This window comes from Nitrospira sp. (genome assembly GCA_016788885.1).
In the GTDB taxonomy this organism is placed as follows: domain Bacteria; phylum Nitrospirota; class Nitrospiria; order Nitrospirales; family Nitrospiraceae; genus Nitrospira_A.
The window spans coordinates 40,941-58,199 of record JAEURX010000048.1 but is presented as its reverse complement, the minus strand read 5'-3'; the positions used below and the strand labels follow the sequence as shown (position 1 = coordinate 58,199).

18 protein-coding genes, 1 tRNA gene and 1 pseudogene are annotated in these 17,259 nt (G+C 59.3%); 7 read left to right on the top strand and 13 right to left on the bottom strand.

Going from position 1 to position 17,259, the window contains the following annotated elements:
• Positions 1–11: 11 nt before the first annotated feature.
• The 4 genes from JNL86_13100 to JNL86_13085 are packed head-to-tail and all read right to left on the bottom strand — an operon-like array spanning position 12 to position 1,997.
• Positions 12–434: a hypothetical protein gene (locus tag JNL86_13100; protein MBL8043845.1), complete on the bottom strand. Its 423-nt coding sequence runs from the start codon at positions 432–434 to the stop codon at positions 12–14.
• A gap of 4 nt (positions 435–438) precedes the next feature.
• The gene (locus JNL86_13095) at positions 439–819 is read right to left on the bottom strand and encodes a hypothetical protein (protein MBL8043844.1); all 381 of its coding nucleotides are present in this window, start codon (positions 817–819) and stop codon (positions 439–441) included.
• A gap of 36 nt (positions 820–855) precedes the next feature.
• Positions 856–1,374: a GNAT family N-acetyltransferase gene (locus tag JNL86_13090; GenBank protein ID MBL8043843.1), complete on the bottom strand. Its 519-nt coding sequence runs from the start codon at positions 1,372–1,374 to the stop codon at positions 856–858.
• Positions 1,371–1,997 (bottom strand): DUF502 domain-containing protein, encoded by a 627-nt coding sequence (locus JNL86_13085; protein ID MBL8043842.1) that lies wholly within the window; start codon positions 1,995–1,997, stop codon positions 1,371–1,373. Before JNL86_13085 ends, JNL86_13090 begins: the two co-directional genes overlap by 4 nt.
• Here JNL86_13085 and JNL86_13080 point away from each other — a divergent pair.
• Positions 1,969–2,436 carry a hypothetical protein gene (locus tag JNL86_13080; protein MBL8043841.1) on the top strand — a complete coding sequence of 156 codons (468 nt, stop codon included), beginning with the start codon at positions 1,969–1,971 and terminating at the stop codon, positions 2,434–2,436. The genes JNL86_13085 and JNL86_13080 overlap by 29 nt on opposite strands.
• A gap of 126 nt (positions 2,437–2,562) precedes the next feature.
• Here JNL86_13080 and JNL86_13075 read toward each other — a convergent pair whose 3' ends face one another.
• The 4 genes from JNL86_13075 to JNL86_13060 all read right to left on the bottom strand — a co-directional run bounded on the left by JNL86_13075 (position 2,563) and on the right by JNL86_13060 (position 3,993).
• The gene (locus tag JNL86_13075; GenBank protein MBL8043840.1) at positions 2,563–2,799 is read right to left on the bottom strand and encodes a hypothetical protein; all 237 of its coding nucleotides are present in this window, start codon (positions 2,797–2,799) and stop codon (positions 2,563–2,565) included.
• A 113-nt stretch (positions 2,800–2,912) separates the two neighbouring features.
• Entirely contained in the window at positions 2,913–3,152 is a 240-nt protein-coding gene (locus JNL86_13070) for a hypothetical protein (protein ID MBL8043839.1), read from the bottom strand.
• A 57-nt stretch (positions 3,153–3,209) separates the two neighbouring features.
• Positions 3,210–3,578, bottom strand: a complete 369-nt coding sequence (locus tag JNL86_13065; protein MBL8043838.1) for a hypothetical protein — start codon at positions 3,576–3,578, stop codon at positions 3,210–3,212.
• An 85-nt stretch (positions 3,579–3,663) separates the two neighbouring features.
• Positions 3,664–3,993, bottom strand: a complete 330-nt coding sequence (locus JNL86_13060; protein ID MBL8043837.1) for a hypothetical protein — start codon at positions 3,991–3,993, stop codon at positions 3,664–3,666.
• A gap of 275 nt (positions 3,994–4,268) precedes the next feature.
• Here JNL86_13060 and JNL86_13055 point away from each other — a divergent pair.
• Positions 4,269–4,343: transfer RNA gene (locus JNL86_13055), tRNA-Gly, on the top strand.
• Positions 4,344–4,557: 214 nt separating this feature from the next.
• On the opposite strand, the gene JNL86_13050 is transcribed toward JNL86_13055, so the two are convergent.
• From JNL86_13050 to JNL86_13035, 4 genes are all read right to left on the bottom strand, one after another.
• Positions 4,558–6,771: a DUF3488 domain-containing protein gene (locus JNL86_13050; protein ID MBL8043836.1), complete on the bottom strand. Its 2,214-nt coding sequence runs from the start codon at positions 6,769–6,771 to the stop codon at positions 4,558–4,560.
• The gene (locus tag JNL86_13045) at positions 6,743–7,915 is read right to left on the bottom strand and encodes a DUF58 domain-containing protein (GenBank protein ID MBL8043835.1); all 1,173 of its coding nucleotides are present in this window, start codon (positions 7,913–7,915) and stop codon (positions 6,743–6,745) included. The genes JNL86_13050 and JNL86_13045 overlap by 29 nt, the downstream gene beginning before the upstream one ends.
• A 47-nt stretch (positions 7,916–7,962) precedes the next feature.
• Positions 7,963–8,904, bottom strand: a complete 942-nt coding sequence (locus tag JNL86_13040) for a MoxR family ATPase (protein ID MBL8043834.1) — start codon at positions 8,902–8,904, stop codon at positions 7,963–7,965.
• 150 nt (positions 8,905–9,054) lie between these two features.
• Positions 9,055–10,383 (bottom strand): hypothetical protein, encoded by a 1,329-nt coding sequence (locus JNL86_13035; GenBank protein ID MBL8043833.1) that lies wholly within the window; start codon positions 10,381–10,383, stop codon positions 9,055–9,057.
• A gap of 143 nt (positions 10,384–10,526) precedes the next feature.
• Here JNL86_13035 and JNL86_13030 point away from each other — a divergent pair, with 143 nt between their 5' ends.
• From JNL86_13030 to JNL86_13020, 3 genes are all read left to right on the top strand, one after another.
• Positions 10,527–11,543: a ChaN family lipoprotein gene (locus tag JNL86_13030; GenBank protein MBL8043832.1), complete on the top strand. Its 1,017-nt coding sequence runs from the start codon at positions 10,527–10,529 to the stop codon at positions 11,541–11,543.
• A 269-nt stretch (positions 11,544–11,812) separates the two neighbouring features.
• Positions 11,813–12,625 carry a hypothetical protein gene (locus JNL86_13025; GenBank protein ID MBL8043831.1) on the top strand — a complete coding sequence of 271 codons (813 nt, stop codon included), beginning with the start codon at positions 11,813–11,815 and terminating at the stop codon, positions 12,623–12,625.
• Between the two features lie 143 nt (positions 12,626–12,768).
• The gene (locus JNL86_13020; GenBank protein ID MBL8043830.1) at positions 12,769–12,945 is read left to right on the top strand and encodes a hypothetical protein; all 177 of its coding nucleotides are present in this window, start codon (positions 12,769–12,771) and stop codon (positions 12,943–12,945) included.
• A gap of 63 nt (positions 12,946–13,008) precedes the next feature.
• Here JNL86_13020 and JNL86_13015 read toward each other — a convergent pair.
• Positions 13,009–13,593, bottom strand: a pseudogene (locus tag JNL86_13015) (arylesterase).
• Between the two features lie 260 nt (positions 13,594–13,853).
• On the opposite strand from JNL86_13015, the gene JNL86_13010 reads away from it, so the two are divergent.
• Both JNL86_13010 and JNL86_13005 read left to right on the top strand, forming a co-directional pair.
• Entirely contained in the window at positions 13,854–14,570 is a 717-nt protein-coding gene (locus JNL86_13010) for an ABC transporter ATP-binding protein (GenBank protein ID MBL8043829.1), read from the top strand.
• Positions 14,567–17,239, top strand: a complete 2,673-nt coding sequence (locus JNL86_13005; GenBank protein MBL8043828.1) for an FtsX-like permease family protein — start codon at positions 14,567–14,569, stop codon at positions 17,237–17,239. The genes JNL86_13010 and JNL86_13005 overlap by 4 nt, the downstream gene beginning before the upstream one ends.
• Positions 17,240–17,259: the final 20 nt, after the last annotated feature.

The following is a 17,259-nucleotide window of genomic DNA, read 5'->3' as shown; positions in this document are numbered from 1 at the left end:
GCGGACGGGTGTCAGAATGGATAGGGGGTAAACGGCGGTTCCGGGCGATGGCGTACGAATGCCCGGTGCGTGACAATCCAATTGTTGTCGCAGACGAGCTCGAACGCATCGGTTCCCAAGCCTGAGCGAGAGAAGATGAGGTCGGGATCGACAGGAGACCAAGGTTTGACCAGCCATCCGAAATTGACCCGAGAGTATTTGGCATTGAGGAATCGATAGGTCACGACGGTGCCGGAATCGGCGTCGGTGATGGTGTCGGGAGCCCCCAAGGTCGCAACGACTTCGGCCAGTGTGGTGCGGCCCTCGGCAATAAACGAAACGGACTCCGGCGTCAGGGGGGTGTTGATGGTCAGCCGGGCGACGTTACAGCCTGACAGGATCAGCACGAGTGTGGTTGAGGCCAGCAGCCTCAGGCAGAGAGAGTGGTGGATCATGGCGTCAATCTCCGAAAGGCCAGAAGCGGAACTCGAGATTGTCCGTGCGTTTTGACGCGATGACCTCTTCCACAATGCCGTCGCGATTGATGATGACAAAAAGATCGTCGCTTTTTACGGAAACCCGCGAAAAGTTGGCCACGATCAGGAGCAGGCTGCCGACTTTTGCGTCGTACCGGTAGTATTGAAACAGATCGCGTCCGTTTAATTGGAGGAGGCGGTCTGGAGCGCCGAGCTGCGCCAGGATTTCCGTTCTGGTCGTGACTCCCTTCTTGATCGCATTGATGGTGTCGGTTTTGATTTCGTCACCGAGGGTGCCTCGGCTGAATGCACAGGCATTCAGCATCAGCATCATGGTGGCGAGGAGTAGGCCCGTTCGTCGCATGATCATTCCTCCTTCCGCGAGCGGAGATTGCGCGTGTCAGGGCTGCTGTTCATTGGCATGGGGGCTGGGCAAGACGAAGTCGGACTCATAGATGCGATAGGTCGAGGCACAGAGCCCCACGCGTTCATAGACTTGTTTGGCGACGGCATTGTCTCCTTCGACGTACAGACGAATGCCGCACACATCGGCTCTCGAGCGGGCCAGGTCGACAATGGTGTGATGCATGGATCGATACACGCCCTGCTGCCTCCAGCGAGGCGCCACATAGACGCTCTGGATCCACCAAAACTGGGCATTCCGCCAGTCGCTCCATTCGTAGGTAATCAGCAGCTGTCCCATAACCACTGTATCGGCCGGTGGGTCCTGACGCAATTCCGCAACATAGAATTGCCCCCGGTCCGGTCGCTCAATGACGGCCTGCGTGCCCTGTCGTAAACGCGTGACATCCAAGCGGCGCTGTTCGGTTTCCCAGGCCATGGCGGCGCTGAACGCTGTGAGAAGGTCCAGGTCGTCCACCGTCGCGGGGCGGACGCGCAATCGGTTTGCCGGGATCATGACGGTTTGTGTGCCGGGGAAGTGAGCCAGCCTTGTAAGGGACGATACAATCCCGCGGAAAATTCCAGTTTCAACGCTTCTTCCGGCAGGAGGTTCAGCGGTTGCAGTTGGGACTTGGGGATCATGGCCAGATACCCGGTAAAGGGGTGGATGGCCGTTGGAACGAAGACCATCACGAGTTCGACCATCGGGGCGATTTGCAGGGCCGGCGGCGGAGAGCCCATCACGAAGCCGAGTGCCCAGAGTCCGTCCCGTGGAAAGGGAAACGCCACGACCGTACTTTGTCCGAAGCGAGCTCGATAGTTCAGAAGATCCGTCATACTTTTCAAGGTGAGATAGATGCTGCGGATCAAGGGAATCCGATCGACCGTCGTCTCGGTCCAATGGACAACGCGTTGCCCGATGACTTGCGTGGCGATGGCGCCGACGATGAGCACCATGCCAAGCAGCAGCAGGATGCCGAGGCCTGGAGCGTAGGGCTGGATTTGTCGTCCGATGAGATCGAGCAGAAGCGAATCCAAGGTTTCGAACAGGGCCGTAAGGATCAGAAACGTGGCCCACGCCGGGACCAGTACAATGAGCCCCGTGAGAAAGATGCGGCCAAGCCGATGCGAAGAAGTCACGTCGATTCCTGGTGATGATGCGCGGGTGCCGACTGAGCAAGTTACGATATCAGATGGAGAGCCGTTTTGGTATCTTCTTGATCTACCGCTCCATTTGGACTATCTTGCGCGTAACCTTAGCGTCACCCCGTCGGGTGAGATTGAGAGCGTGACCGTGAGTGATGCCCCGCGAAAAAAGGTAAATCTCGATAAAGATCTAGTCGCCATCTTGTGCTGCCCCGACACCAAGCAGGCTGTGGTGCTCGCCGACGAGGGGTTGATTGAAAAGATCAATGGGGCCATCGATCGCGGCCAGCTCAAGAATTATGCACAGAAACCCGTCACTGAGAAACTGGACGCCGGGTTAATTCGCGCGGACAAGAAAATTCTCTATCCGGTGCGGGAAGACATCCCTGTCATGCTCATTGATGAGGGGATCCCGCTCGACCAGGTCAGCTAGCGTCCTCCCGACGTATTCTTTCTCCGTTCCATTCCACCATTGGACCACGTGCACGGGCTGTTATCCCGCGGGCCTGCTCGAAGCTCCGTTCACCGCACAACGACGTTTACGCTGTGGCTGTCTGGCCTAGGGGCTGAGTAGTCCGCTTTCGGGCGTGGCATTTTCAGTTTTGGAACCGGTCGAGGTTCCGCATTGCGCACAAAGATACTCGTAGAGATTCCCGGTGGGGAGCACGAGCAGGAGACGTTGGCGGGTGGGCGTCGCTTGTCGGCAATGCCCGCAATAGAGCAGAGAGGCGTTGAAGGAGTCATACTGATCTGCTTGGCGGGCGGGCTGGGCTGCGGGGGTAGATCGTGGGTGCATGGCTCGAGGCGGCCATCCTGGTGGAGTGGGTTTGTTCGATCGGCCTTGCATCGCTCGTATTCTACTGAGAGAGGGGGGGAAGGTGCAATGTGCGGCGGTGGGCACGCGTTACGTTATGAGCGGCTGGTAGGTTGGTCTTCGCGGGCCTCAGGCTCGTCGGCATTCCTTCCACGAAAAACCCACCACAGGGAGCGAACGACTTGCACCACGACATAGAGGGCAAACCCCGAAATCAGGCCGTATAGCCAGGCCTTGCTCCATGGCCACATGTCCGGAGCATGTAACACGACGGCAAGGGCAATATGGCCTCCCAAGCCGAGGCAGATGGCGAAGATGATCCATTCACGGGCCATAGTCGCCCTCGGAGGAGGCCATAACGAAGAATGAGCCTGGAGACAATCGACAGGCGGTTACACGGAGGTTTTGGCGGATTCGATCTCAGTTGCCGTGATCAGGCTCGACAAATAGTCCGCCACGAAGGTCAGGGCTTCTTCGCGTCCGTCAGCCCGTCGGCCTTTTTCGCGACGTTGTACGGAGAGCTCATGATCCAGGTCTGACTTCACTTCCGTCAACACGCGTTGCAGCGTGGTCGGAGTGATATTGGCGTCCATGTCCTCAAGCTCCTGACAGCGATCCAGGACCCAGTTCAGGCCTTCGATCCGACCGGCGTAATGCTCCTGCTCAGCGGTATCGATCCGGGACATGGTGGTCGCAAACGTCTGGGCTTCGTAGACCAGATTATAAAAACTCGTAACAGCGCGTTGTAACGTGGGATTCATAATGCTCCTTGGCTCATTAAGAGGTTCTCGTGATTATACCTGAGATTAGGGGGGCGACAAGGTATTTTTTTTGTAAGGCAGCGACTTACGTAAACAGGAGGGAATGGAACTCGTTCATGAATCCGTAATACAGCGGAGCAAAGTCCTTCAAACTGTCCGGACTGTTCTCTTTCAGTCGTTTAAAGAAAAAGACCTGGGCACGGGGATCAAGTTGCTCGAGCAGTCGGCTGAGCTGGGCCATCGAGTAACTGCCAGCCGGGACGCTCAGTACGTAGTGCACCAACCGCTCCACGAATTGCTGCTCCACATATTCACTGACCAGCAACCCTTCGGGAATTTTGCCGGACGCGAGATAGTCGTCAAACGGAATGGCTAGTGCTGCAAAGGGAGCCGAGTGCTGCGGGCGGGAGGTCACGCTAGGGTTACCTCGCTGATCATATTGGCGAAATACGACATTACACTCACTGTACTCAAGCCTCTTCAGTCCGTCAAGTGGACAGAAGAAGCAGGCAGCCCTGAGTCGAAAGGCTAAATTTCCAGCGCAGGCCAGGGCGTCTGTTCATGTGGTATCGACGCCCAACGTGGTCCCGCGTAGGTGCCTGATGTCGAATCGACAACGATATTTGTGGCCTCCGGCTTGACAGTCTTTGCATCCGGTAGGTAGAATCCCGCTTCTTCTGACGGGTCGAAGCGGGAATAGCTCAGTGGTAGAGCATCGCCTTGCCAAGGCGAGGGTCGCGGGTTCAAATCCCGTTTCCCGCTCCAACTTTCCTCACCTTCTCAGCGGCATGCTTCCTTACAATATGTTCCTCACCCTATGTTTGCCTCGACGATCGAGAGCCTCAGGGCATCCTGATCCGCCTACCGTTTTCTCGCGCAGTGAAGCACCATGGGATGGGGCTACGGAAGCCTAGCGGTGACCCTCCGTCAGCCCTTTCTGCTGTGCGAAGCGCTGGGTGTCATATGGCCACAGGCGGGGTTAGCGTGATGGTTGTGGCGTGGGCTTTGCGGGGCGACTGAGTGTGCGGAGGCGGCGTAAGTCGTTTTCTGCGGTCGTGATTTCCTCTGCTGACAGTGCTGCCTCCCCGAATCGCACCCGCGCATACAGTCGTGTGACGGAATCGACCATGGGCCAGGCTTCGCTCCATCGTTCACGAATGTGATGAAGAAATTCCCGCGGCGTGGTGCTGGCCGGTTTCACGATCCCCTGCTCCGCGCAACAGTGCACCATGTCGGTGTAGAGCGTGATGACGGTCTGCTGCTGACGAGAGAAACTGTTTTGTGGCGCTGTTTCTTTCCAGTACTGTCGTGCCAGCATGATGCCGATTGACATCGCGCCGAGCGCCAGCACGAGCGTGACGGCATGATGCGGAATGCCGTCCGGGGTCAGAGCGGTCACCACCTGACCAGCAAGGGCTGCACCCTGTGCCGCCAGGGCACTCATTGTTTCGGAGAGCCCCACGCGCACGGCCTCCCCGCTCTCCCGAATACCCTGCACCACCGTGAACTGATCGTGTGCGCTGAAGTGGACGAAGAGCCGATCCCACTGGAGCCGTAGTGAATCCATCGCGCTGCTGGCTGAGTGCCACCAGGTGGGGCCGACTGCGTTCGGGGCGGGCGGCGTGGGATCGATCGTGATCCACCCTGATTGCGGAAAATAGACTTCCACCCAGGCGTGGGCATCTCGTTGTCGCACCGTATAGTAGCCGCCGAATTCGTTCCACTCGGTGGCAAGGAATCCCGTGACCAGTCGTGCTGGAATGCCGACGGTGCGGAGCAGAACCACCATGGCTGTGGCGTAGTGCTCGCAATAGCCGGTTTTTCGGGTCAGCAGAAAATCATCAAGGGGATGGGCTGATTGCAGCGAGGGCACATCCAGGCTGTATCGATAGTTGGTCAGTAAATGAGTATGGACGAGCGAAACGGCCTGCGCGACGGTAGTCGCGGGTTGAGTGATCTGTCGCGCGAGGTCCGTGATCTGGGCATTGATCGCAGGCGTATGAAGGTACTCCTGGAGGATGAAATCCGGATAGACCAGCGCGGCGGCCATCTTTTCCGTCGCGCTTAAGGTGGTGGGCGCGGAGTAGGCGGTGTATTGAATGCGAGTGTGGAGGGGGAACGGCAGGTGGAAGGAACCGGTCAGGTCCGATTGGACTGAGAGAAAATTGCCTTTGACAGTTGTCAGAAGCGGCGCGCCGAAGAGCACCGCCGTGTCGAGTGGCTCGAGGAGAATGTCTTGTCGGACCTGCCGGGTGGTGGCCGGTGGTTTTGTCCCTGGTGTGCGAAGCGAAAAGGTTCCTTCGGGAAGTTCCGTGAGCATCCGCCGGTGCGGCAGACTGTTGCTCCACGATTTCCCGTCGTAGCGGTTGTACGCCACGCCGCGGAGATACAGTGGCTCCTGTTTGAATTCATGGCCGACACGATCAGGCAGTTCCACTCGCATGACGATGCTCGGATCCTGCTTCACCGGTCCGATGACGCCGAGATCGACCTGTTCCGAGAATCCCGTCGTCCGCAGACTTTCTCCCTGATCGTGCTGAAAGAACCCGACCCCGACTCGTGGGATGGAGAAGAAGAACAACAGGGTGAAACCAAACGCGCCGGCAGCCATGGCGTTGGTGGTCCAAAAGAAGCGCAGCGTCAGTCGCGGGAATGGTGTGACAGGTGGTGTTGGTGGAGAGACGTGATCCGGATGACCCGCCTGTTCTTCCTGTTCGTGCATCAAGTGATAGAGAAGGAGGGTCCAGACACCGATGACCAGATAGATGAAGAAGAACGGGGCGTACCAGATCTGAGTCGTCAACGCGGCGGATGCCAGGAGCGCAATGAGGCTGATGGCATAGAGATGCAAAAAATCACGCCGCAGGTCGAGGTTGGAGAGTTTGTTCACCAAGAGTAGTACGAGGAAGTGAATTCCCGCTGGCAGGACTTCCTGAGAAATCAGCAACAGGTCGATCCAAAATCCGGCGAAGGCGAGCAGGAGAAAAATATTCCAGGTGAGGGCGGAGAGCCGGAAGTGGCGCATGGTGTCGGACATCGCGCCGGGGTGCTGAACCCGCAACAGAGCCACCGCAAACGCGGCACCGGCCAGGACCAGAAGCCACGGTGGGAGGGTTATGGCGAGCGTCAGGCTGGCGAAGCCGGCTGCCGCCAGGAGGATTGAACTAAGCCGGAAGGCCTGGTCCAGCAGCATCGAAGAGATCCTTGTGGGTGTGAGGCGTGAGTATCAGGTCTACGGCTCGGAACGCCTCGCCGTGGACGGCATTGCTCCACGCAGAGAGCAAGATCGTCGGGCCCTCTGCTGAGGCCGCCAACGAGAGGGCCATGCCCTGTTGCTCAGCCGCGCTGGTGGTCACCGGACGTCGTTCGCAGAGTGCCAGCGCGTGAAAGAGGCGAAGGGATTCTTCTTCCCCCTCGGCCCAAAGTTCCTGCTGATCGCCGATGAGCAGGCAGAGGCGCACCCCGTCTTTCAGAAAGTGCTCAACCAGGGAGGCGGCAATGGATAGTGCGCGTTCGAAGGTGCGGTCTTCTTCATCCGGGCAGGCTGTGAGCAGTGCGAGCGTGATGGTGTGTTGGTCTTCGGCTTCGGTTTCCTTGATCATCAGTTTGGCGGTTCTGGCTGTGGTAAGCCAGTGGATGGCGCGGGAATCGTCGCCGGGGCGAAACTCTCTCAGGTTGTAGAGAGACGTCCCTGGTCCGCGCCGTGACAACGCCTGCTCCTGTCCGACCGACTGCAACTCCCGCAGTCGCAACGGCGGCAGTGGAATGAGGGCCGGACAAACGATCAGGGTGGCCTCGCAGGGGTAGAAGGCTTTCTTCTGGAACAGCCCGAACGGAAATGGGGTGATCACGCGAATGCCATCGAGGTGGTATGTCCCCCGCCGCTGGATCAGCAGTTGGTACGAGCGCAGCGTTGAGCTTCCTGGTGCGAGGTGAGTGAGGTGAAGGCCGCGATCGGCATCCTGCCCGCCTACGACGTCGAGGACCCGTAGGGACACGCTTGGAATCTGTGTTTTGTGATTGGCGATCCACACGCTCGCGACGGCTGGTTGGTGTACGAACAAGGCGTCCGGCAGGTGGCGATGGAATTCCAGTCGACGGACGCACTGTTCCGATAAGAGCCCGGAGAGCACAATCAGGCTCAACATCATGGCGAGCAAAAGATAGAACAGATTGTTGCCGGTATTGACAGCCGCGATACCCACGGCCAGGGTCAACAAGAGGAAGCGAGTGCCTTCCGTTGTCACGCGGATGGCGCGATGTTGGGACAGGCGATGGAGGGACAGACGAAGAGACTGGAACGCCATGGTGGTGGCCGGTCGCATCGTATGGGGCATGTCCTGGCCGTGGCTCGTCCGGTCCTGTGTTCGGGTGCTGGGCTGCGTCACACGGGAACCGGAATGCTCTCGAGCAGATCGTGAATCACCCCTTCGGCCTGTTCGACGCTTTTCGCCCGCGCGCCTTGGGCACGGCTCAGCATCACTCGATGGGACAGGACGGCCGGAGCGAGTTCCTTGATGTCCTCGGGCAGGCAATATGTTCGGTCTCGGACCAGTGCAAGCGCCTTGGCCGCCTTGGTCAGTGCGAGTGCGCCTCGCGTGCTCACCCCGAGAGACAGCACTTCGGCGTGCCTGGTGGCGTGGACGATTGCCAGCAGGTAATCCATCAGGCTCTCCTCCATCCTGACTTTTTCGACCTGAGCTTGGAGATCCAGAATGTGTTGTGCGGTGAGGACGGGTTGCAGCTCGCTGGCGGGATGCAGCGATTGAGGCCGCTCTAGCACCTTCCGTTCCTCGTCTGGCGTGGGGTAGCCGATGCGCAGGCGCATGAGGAATCGATCCATTTGAGACTCCGGAAGCGGGAACGTGCCGTGATACTCCGCAGGGTTTTGCGTGGCGATGACCATAAATGGCTGGTGCAGCGGGTAGGTTTGGTTGTCCACGGAAATCTGGGCCTCGCTCATCGCTTCCAGCAGACTGCTCTGCGTTTTCGGCGTCGTGCGGTTGATTTCATCAGCCAGCACGATGTGGGCGAACAGGGGGCCGGGGATGAACTCGAACGATTGTTTCTGGCGATTGAAGACGGAAATCCCGACGATGTCGGAGGGCAAGAGGTCGCTGGTGAACTGAATCCGTTTGAAGGAGCAGTCGAGGGAGCGCGCCAAGCTGTGCGCCAAGGTGGTCTTGCCGACGCCGGGCACGTCCTCAATCAGGAGGTGTCCTCGGGCTAACAGACAGACGACCGCGAGTTCAATCACGCGCGACTTGCCCTTGATCACCTGCGCGATATTGTCCTGTAACAGTTTGATAGAGTGAGAAGAATTCACGATGGAGTGTTGGTGACGAGGGTTATCTTCGGCACATGGTGTGTATGTTCGAAGTCTAACAAAGGGTCTGGAGACCGTCAATTTATCCGGCTGTTCGTGCAGTGAAGCAGAGGACGGCGAGGGCAGGCCTTGTGGGCTGTCCTCAGTCGGTCACGTGACGTCGAGCGGTTCGGGTACGAGGCTGAGAAACCAGGGGGGAGTTTCTTCCGCCATCCCTTGGAACTTTCTGGCGGTGCTGCTGGCGGGAATGCCCTCGAATAAGGCACCACGTTGGATCGTCACCTGTCGGAATCGATACGGTGCGGTCTGACTGGTCGATGTGTGCAGCACAGAGGGGAATTGGCTTCGCAATGGTGTGAGGTCGGCCAGCCGGCAAGGCTGCCCTGGTGGGAGGGCGGACAGGCGATCATAGATCTTTCCGAACACGGTCGGTAGATTCTGTGCCGAAAGAATCACATCCGGCGGTCTCATGGCCGGATCATCGACCAACTGGGAGAGAATTTCCCAAAACACCTGAGAATCAACCGCTCCCAGTACGCACAGGGCCCCTCGAGAGGCCATCAACTCCAGCAAGGCGAGCGGGCCGCGGATATCGAATTTCCACGGGGGGAAGAGCAGGCTCCGTCCTCCATGCAGGACCTCGAGTGCCGACTCTTTCCCATGCCGGACCTGCCGGGAATCTCCTTTGGTGCGGCGCAATTCCTCGGTGAGGCAGGCCGGAGAGAGGCGAGTCGGTTCATACGCAAAGGTCGGCGTGGCCGGGGCCCAACAGGTGACGATGAGATAGCGGGTGGCCAGACGTTGGTCTCGTTCCAGCAGGTCCAGTCCAAACATGTCTTGATCGCCGTAGAAGCGAAAGTCCAGATTCGGCGTGGCCCGTAATCGGCTAAGACGAAGCGGATGGGCATGTAGAGGCCCACCGAGTTGCGAGTTCGGGTTCAACCGGTCGAGGCAGTGCAGGATCAGCGGCCTCTGTTGCGCCGCCAGGGATGTTCCATACATGCTGGCGAGTTCTTCCGCAAAGGAGAGATCGCCCGCGCCCAGATCCAGCACCGATGCGGGAACGTGATCCGTGAGCAGCTCAAAGGGGTTGCGGTGTTGTTGCAGGAACGAGTCGATCGCCGCAGGTGCAATGGAGGGGATCGGCCATTTGGCGGGGGAGTTCACCCGCAATCCAAAGAAGACGCAGAGGGCGCGCAGGCCTTTGGTGGCTGGTAACCCGGTGAGCTCTTTGAGTACATCAGTGGAGAATGTGCGATCCGTCGCGCCCTGGTCGGATGTGAAGGCGGCCATGAGGCTGTGTTTGATGTCGTCCGGAACGGTCGAGGCCGCGATGGCCGCGATCAGTTGGTCTCGCGTCGTGGGCCAGGCTGCCGGATGGACCAGGTGACGCGAGGCGTCCCACGCGGTTGGATCGGCGGACCGAGCAGCAGCAATCTGCTTGCGAAACACGGCCGACTGGTGAGGCTCAATAGCCATGACTAGACGAGATGGTGAAGCGCACATCCGGTGTGTGCAGATGCTATGCTGTGAAATGGCGTTGCGCAGAGTATCGAGCCTGTCGTAAAGGAGTCAAGCGAGTCGCGATGACGGACGTGCGATGCGCATGTGAAGGAGGCGTGATGCAGAGATTCGACATGCGTGCATGCACAAGCTGGTTGAAGAGGGGCGAGAGATTCTTCATTCTCGCGGTGCTGCTGCTAAATGTGTGGGGGTGCCAGGCGAAAGGCCCCGCAGTCGTATCCGTGGGGCAGCCGGGGGATGAATGGGCACCCGGGCAGGTGTTGGATGCCAGATCAGGCCGCGCGGTGTCGATGGAGAAGTGGTTGGAGCAATTGGCCGGGTATGACGTCATCTATCTGGGCGAGGAGCATCATAATCGCGCGCATATCGATGCTGCCTTGGTGGTTCTTCGGTCGCTGGCCGATCGTGGGCGGCGGCCTGTGTTGGCGATGGAGATGTTCGGTTGGGACGGGCAGGCGGAGCTCGATCGCTACCTCACGTCGAAAGAGCCATCTCGGGCAGACTTTCTCGAACGCGTCGGCTGGAAGCAGAACTGGGGCGGCGCCTTCGAGGATTACGAACCGCTCGTGCAGTTTGCCCGAGAGCACCAGCTCTCCTTGGTGGCAATGAACCCGCCGAAGCCCCTGATTCGCCAGGTCGTGAAGCAGGGACTCGATCTGGCGAAAGGACAGCCGGAGTGGCGTCAGTGGGGGATGGAGGGAGAGACCATCGTCGATGATTCGGCGTACCGTTCCCGAATCCTGTCACAGCTCCAGGCTTGTCACGGAGGTGGGGCTCCTGAAGATTATCTGACCATGTATCAGGCCTCCATGGTGCGGGATGAGGGGATGGCCAAGACCATCGCTGCAGTGTTCGACAGGATCAGACTTGCTGCGGATCTCTCCCAGGGCCCGGTTGTGAGTTATACCGGTGGGGGGCACGTGCAGTATCGATTGCCAGTCCCGAACCGTGTGGCGCGACGGGAACCTGCCGGACTCAAGCAGGTGACGGTCTACCTGGCAACGTTTGAGCCTGAGCGAGCCGCCGAGCTGTCCGAGTCGATGCTGGAAGGAATCGCGGATTTTGTCTGGTTGACGCCCCCGGGATCTCAAGGCGCTCCCCGGCGGTGCCGATAAGGAGAGTCAGCGATTAGGCTGTAACGAGGCCTTCCGTTTGCCGTGTCTGTTCTCGTCCCCTCCCTTGCGGGGATGGTCGGGAGGACGTGTCTATCGTACACTCAGGTCTCCTCTCGAGCAGGTAGCTATCGGATGGTAACAGCATGGGACTTGGGCGATCGTTCGGGAGGCTGCAAGGCCGATTCAGTGGGATCAATCATGTCACAGGTGACACTATGAGGGGCAAAATTGCATGTTCGGCTGACCGCCTGGGGTTGCTGGAGGCAGCCATGATCAGTTCCGTCGTGGAGCCGAAAGCTTTTCAGATTGGGAAGCAGTACCAGGCAGAACGTCGGGTGCAACTGACGGATGCGTCAGACACCGAATTGACCTCATCGGTCATGGGGAATTCCGGGTTGTACGAACAAACCATTCGCCTGGCCAATGGCAATCTGGAGGCCAAGTGTTCTTGTACCCTGCCCGAACAGCCGATGTGCCGGCATGGTGTGGCGGCGTTGCTGGAGTATCAACGGTGGTCGAACGCGCGCATCGTGCCCAAGGCCAGACCAAGCACGCTTCGCCCACAAGTCGAACCGGCTGCCGCAACGGCCGCGCCTTCGAGCGATGTGAAATTGGGAGAATTGACACAATTCACGGAGTGGATGCAGCGTGTGGTGCAGGCGATTCAAGGTGGCCAACCGGTTCCCGAACAGCCCAATATCCAGCCCGGGCTCGTTTCAACCTGGACGCACATCATTCAACAGTTGGATGAGCGGCGCCGTGAGAGTGAAGTCACCCAGATTCAACTCGACTCAGACGTTCGCAGTCGGGAAGCGACGGTGGCTCGCCTCACTCAGGATCTGGAGGTGTCGGTGAAGGAGGCCAAATCCCTTCAGGCCATCTGCCATGATCTGCAGCGTGAGGTGGAGCAGCAGAAGGCCGTACTCAACAAGACCGCTGATCTCTCACGGCATATTGAGCAGTTCGAAGGGGAGGTCAAGGCTATTGCCACACTCGTGACTGAGAAGGGCCGCCGTCTAGAGGGGTTGTCTGGCACCTGTCGAGACGTGGCGTCAATGCTGAAAGCGCTCGGCAAGGCGTAAAGGCAATCGAGCGAGAATAGTGTGCCTGCCACCAGTGGAGGATCCTCTCAAATCCTTCCGTTTCATACCCCCTTGCGTCATCCCTCTTCCCTTCAGTACAATGCGGGCCTCTTTGGGCAGTCCTTGATTACAAGGGGGAGATCATGAACAAGCTGATAGTGGGAGTCTTGGGCGGAGTCGGGGTCCTTCAGGCAGCGAATGCATTTGCCAATGTCAGCGAGGGGCCGCCGGATTACAGCGGTATCACGGGTCTGTACTACACCCTGATCGCCCTGATCTTGGGCTTCGGCGTATACGACACCTTTTTCAAGAAGAGCTAACCTACTCCTCCTGATGGTTCGGCGTGAAATGTTGCTCTGCTCATTGTGAGCGGGGATGATGTTTCACGCCTTCTTTTTTGTCCCGGCCTTGGCTGCTGCCGGCTTGTTCAGTACTGGCAGCAGACTTTGCAGCACGTTTTCAACGACTATCCGATACCCTTCCGCGGTGGGATGGATGCCATCGGCCTGATTGAGAGATGGTTGTCCCCCAACTCCTTCCAGCAAGAATGGAATCAAGGGAAGCGAATGGACATGGGCCAAGTCCCTGTACATGGCTTCGAACTTGTTCGTGTACTCTTCTCCATAGTTCGGTGGCAGCTTCATTCCGGCAAGAATCACCAGCACCTCCGTCTCTTTGAGTCGCCTGATGATCGCATCCAGATGCGAACGGGTTTCCTGCAGGCTCAAGCCCCGCAATCCGTCGTTCCCGCCTAATTCGAGAATCACCAGATGTGGATTCCCTGCGAGAACCCAGGAGACGCGGCGGAGCCCCCCGGCAGAGGTGTCACCGCTGACCCCGGCGTTGAGCACCAGGTACGGGTATCCTAACGCATCGAGTCGTCTCTGCAACTGTGCAGGGTAGGACTGGTTGGGCGCGACTCCGAGACCGGCCGTCAGGCTATCGCCGAACGCCACAATTTTGGGGCGTGTGCTGGCTGGTGAAGTCGGCGTTGTGACTGCGGGAGGCTGGGGCTGGACCTCTCTGGTCTCAGGTTGCGGCGCCGACCGGGTAGTCGGTGAGGGCGGCGATGTGGGCGCAGTTGATGGATCACATGCTGACAGACCAATGGTGAGCAGCGTTGCGAGGTACGCTGCGCCGAGGCGCCAGATGGCGGGGAAAAGGTCGGAGCGGGTTGTCATGACTACAGTATAATATGAATTTGCTGCTGCCTGAGACCCATCAACCGATGAGAGACCGTATGATTGCCACGCAACATGTGACGATGCAACTCGAGGCCGGGGGACAACTGGTGACAATACTGGATGACGTCACCCTAGATATTCCCGACAAGCAGACGGTCGCGATCGTGGGACCATCCGGGAGCGGGAAATCTACGCTCTTGGGCCTGATCGCGGGGCTCGACCGGCCGACTTCCGGGACGATTTGCCTCAACGGGGTGGACATTACGGGCCTCGGAGAAAAGGCGATGGCTCGTCTGCGCCTTGCCAGTATCGGATATATTTTTCAGTCATTCCATCTGATTCCCACGTTGACGGCCTTGGAGAATGTGTCGATTCCACTCGAACTCGCCGGAGATCCGCGCAGTCGTGAGCGAGCGTGCGAATTGTTGGAGGCCGTCGGCTTGGGGCACCGGATGTCGCACCATCCTGTGCAGTTGTCGGGAGGGGAGCAGCAGCGTGTGGCCGTGGCCCGCGCCTTTGCCTGTCGCCCGCCGATTCTGCTGGCAGATGAACCGACCGGGAACTTGGATTCCTCCACGGGCCGACATGTCATCGAATTGATCATGGCGTTGCACCGCGACGCGGGCACGACGCTGGTCCTGGTCACCCACGATTCGCAGTTGGCTGCCACGCTGGAGCGGGTCATCACCATTCGGGACGGCCGGATTGCCTCCGACCAATTGACGGGCTGCCAGCCGAGCCAGCCTGATTCTCTCTCATGATGCCTTTTTGGCTCATCATGGGCTGGCGGGAATTGCGGTCCGCCTGGCGCCATTTCCTCTATTTCCTGGCCTGTATTGCGCTGGGTGTCGGTGCGGTGGTCGGCGTCTCCCTCTTTTCGGCCAATGTTGAGCGCGCGGTGCTCAAGGAAGCACGGGGGTTGTTGGGAGGAGATCTCGAGATTCGGGCATCCAGACCGCTGGGGGATATCGGTCTCGCCGTGCTCAAGCAGCTCGCGGAGCGCGGAATTCTCAGTACACGCGTGAGTGAATTGGTCGCGATGGTTGCGCGGATCGATCGGGCCAATGGCGCAGCAGACGTGACGCAGTTGGTTGAATTAAAAGCCGTGGAGTCGGGGTATCCGCTCTATGGGGTGGTGAGGACGGCGCCGGATCGCCCGCTCACAGAGTTGCTGCATCCCTCAGGCAATGTCTGTCGCGAGGCCTGTCACGGTGCGGTGGTACAAGATGGGCTCTTGATTCGTTTGGGGTTGGCGGTTGGTGATGCGATCAAGATCGGGGATGTGTCGTTCGTGATCACGGGGGTGATTTACACCGAACCGGATCGTATGGCCAACATGTTCAGCTTGGGGCCGCGCGTGCTGATTTCTCAGGAAGGACTCGCGGCGGCACATTTGATGAAGCTGGGCAGTCGTGTGCGCGAGCGGCATCTCTTGAAACTGCCTGGGACCATGACTCCATCACCGCTGCTGCACGAATTGCGAGGTCGTCTGACCGCAGAGTCCGCACGGGTGTCTTCCTATCGGGATGCGCAACCGCAGCTCAAGCAGTTTCTCGAGCAATTGGCTCGGTATTTGGGACTGGTCGGCCTGACGGCGTTGTTTGTCGGCGGAATCGGTGTGGCCCTGTCGATCCAGGCATTTCTGCGCGAGAAACTGCAATCTATCGCGATTCTCAAGACCGTGGGTGCAGACACGCACACGATCATCGCCTCCTATTTGGGGCAGGCTGTCGGATTGGGTTTCCTGGGCAGTGTGGGGGGCATCGGTATCGGAGTCATGCTGCAATCGATCTTGCCGCAGGCGGTTTCCACACTACTCGCCACCGATGTGTTGCAGCAGATCGAATTTTCTGCGCTGCTCTCCGTTTCCGCGCTGATTCCGATCGCAAAGGGCCTGGCCTTAGGCGTGCTGACCACGTTGCTGTTCAGTGTGTGGCCGTTGCTGACGATCCGTGACATCAAGCCGGCGGCCATTTTCCGCCGCGATGTGGAAGGAGCGCCTATTGGGGCGGTATTGCGCGGCGCATCCTGGTGGAGACGAGCGGCTCGCATGATCACCGCGGATCCCATGCGGGCTGCAACAGCTGCCGGTATCGCGCTGGGGTTGGCGGGACTGTCGGTGTGGCAGGCCGGGTCGTGGGCCATTGGGGGGCTGTTCATTGCCGGGTTGGTGGTTGCTCTGGTGGTGTTGACTGCCGCGGCTCACCTGTTGTTGCTGGGACTGCGCGTGATGCCTGTGCCGCGGGCGTTGTCCGTCAAACAGGCGCTCGGCAATCTTCAACGTCCCGGAGGGCAGGCGCTCGGCGTGATGGTCGCACTCGGCGTCGGGGTGATGGTGATTCTTGCGATCGGATTGCTGGAACATGCGTTGGTGCGGCAGGTGGGAGAGAACCGGCCATCGGATTCGCCGACCTTCTTTTTTATCGACATTCAGCCGGATCAGGCCGCTGCGTTTGCTGAGCTGGTTCATCGACGAACCGGCGATGTCGCGCCGGACTTGACGCCGTTGGTCCGCTCGCGGTTCCATGCCATCGACGGTCGGGTGGTCACCCTGGATCGTGAATCCGAGCAGGAGGAGGCGCCCAATCAGTCACGTGAGGAAAAGCGCAAGAACTGGTATGTGAATCGGGAGTACGTGCTGACCTTTCTGGATGAATTGCCCAAGGAGAACCGGATCGTACGAGGCGCGTGGTGGCGACCGGGGCAAAAGCTTGTGCGACCGCAAGTGTCCGTCGAGGAGGAAGCGGCGAAGAGCCTTGGAATCGATGTCGGTACGCTGGTCGATCTGAACATCCAGGGCACCATCATTCAGGCAGAGGTGAGCAGCATTCGAAAAGTCGAGTGGGGAAATTTTTCGACCAATTTTTATCTGATCATGTCTCCGGGTTCGCTTGATGGTGCGCCGATGACCTACGTGGCCACGGTTCACGTGGCGCCTCGGGACGAGGCGGCGTTTCAGTCGGCAGTGGTCGCGGCGTTTCCCAACGTAACCGCCATCAACATCGGTGAGGTGTTGGGCAGTTTCGCCCGCGTGCTCGATCGTTTGTCGTTGGCTATTCGTGCGGTGGCGGTCTTTTGTCTGTTGGCCGGCGCGCTGGTGATGGCGGCGGCGTTGGCCGCGACACGGTATCGCCGGCTCTATGAGGCGGTCATTCTCAAAGCGCTCGGCGCGACACGCGGGTTGATCGCGCGATCCTTTGCTGCCGAATATGCGCTCCTGGGTTGCGTGGCGGGGACGATCGGTGTCGTCCTCGCCAGTGCGTTTTCGTGGGCCATCCTGCGGTATATCCTGGAATTACCCTGGGCGTTGGAGCCCGAGTTGCTGGGGATCGGGCTGGGGTGCACCATACTCCTCACCCTCTTGGTCGGGTTTCTCAGCACCTACCGGCTTCTCGGGCAGCCTCCGTTGAGCGTGCTACGGCACGAGTGACGAGCGTCGGCTCTCGCCTT

What these genes read in the sequence shown, in the direction of transcription:
- JNL86_13035 (MBL8043833.1), bottom strand. Translation starts at nt 10,383, where the DNA reads ATGGCTATTGAGCCTCACCAGTCGGCCGTGTTTCGCAAGCAGATTGCT.
- JNL86_13075 (MBL8043840.1), bottom strand. Translation starts at nt 2,799, where the DNA reads ATGCACCCACGATCTACCCCCGCAGCCCAGCCCGCCCGCCAAGCAGAT.
- JNL86_13010 (MBL8043829.1), top strand. Translation starts at nt 13,854, where the DNA reads ATGAGAGACCGTATGATTGCCACGCAACATGTGACGATGCAACTCGAG.
- JNL86_13005 (MBL8043828.1), top strand. Translation starts at nt 14,567, where the DNA reads ATGATGCCTTTTTGGCTCATCATGGGCTGGCGGGAATTGCGGTCCGCC.
- JNL86_13095 (MBL8043844.1), bottom strand. Translation starts at nt 819, where the DNA reads ATGCGACGAACGGGCCTACTCCTCGCCACCATGATGCTGATGCTGAAT.
- JNL86_13045 (MBL8043835.1), bottom strand. Translation starts at nt 7,915, where the DNA reads ATGCCCCATACGATGCGACCGGCCACCACCATGGCGTTCCAGTCTCTT.
- JNL86_13100 (MBL8043845.1), bottom strand. Translation starts at nt 434, where the DNA reads ATGATCCACCACTCTCTCTGCCTGAGGCTGCTGGCCTCAACCACACTC.
- JNL86_13020 (MBL8043830.1), top strand. Translation starts at nt 12,769, where the DNA reads ATGAACAAGCTGATAGTGGGAGTCTTGGGCGGAGTCGGGGTCCTTCAG.
- JNL86_13080 (MBL8043841.1), top strand. Translation starts at nt 1,969, where the DNA reads ATGCGGCCAAGCCGATGCGAAGAAGTCACGTCGATTCCTGGTGATGAT.
- JNL86_13070 (MBL8043839.1), bottom strand. Translation starts at nt 3,152, where the DNA reads ATGGCCCGTGAATGGATCATCTTCGCCATCTGCCTCGGCTTGGGAGGC.
- JNL86_13025 (MBL8043831.1), top strand. Translation starts at nt 11,813, where the DNA reads ATGATCAGTTCCGTCGTGGAGCCGAAAGCTTTTCAGATTGGGAAGCAG.
- JNL86_13065 (MBL8043838.1), bottom strand. Translation starts at nt 3,578, where the DNA reads ATGAATCCCACGTTACAACGCGCTGTTACGAGTTTTTATAATCTGGTC.
- JNL86_13050 (MBL8043836.1), bottom strand. Translation starts at nt 6,771, where the DNA reads ATGCTGCTGGACCAGGCCTTCCGGCTTAGTTCAATCCTCCTGGCGGCA.
- JNL86_13090 (MBL8043843.1), bottom strand. Translation starts at nt 1,374, where the DNA reads ATGATCCCGGCAAACCGATTGCGCGTCCGCCCCGCGACGGTGGACGAC.
- JNL86_13030 (MBL8043832.1), top strand. Translation starts at nt 10,527, where the DNA reads ATGCAGAGATTCGACATGCGTGCATGCACAAGCTGGTTGAAGAGGGGC.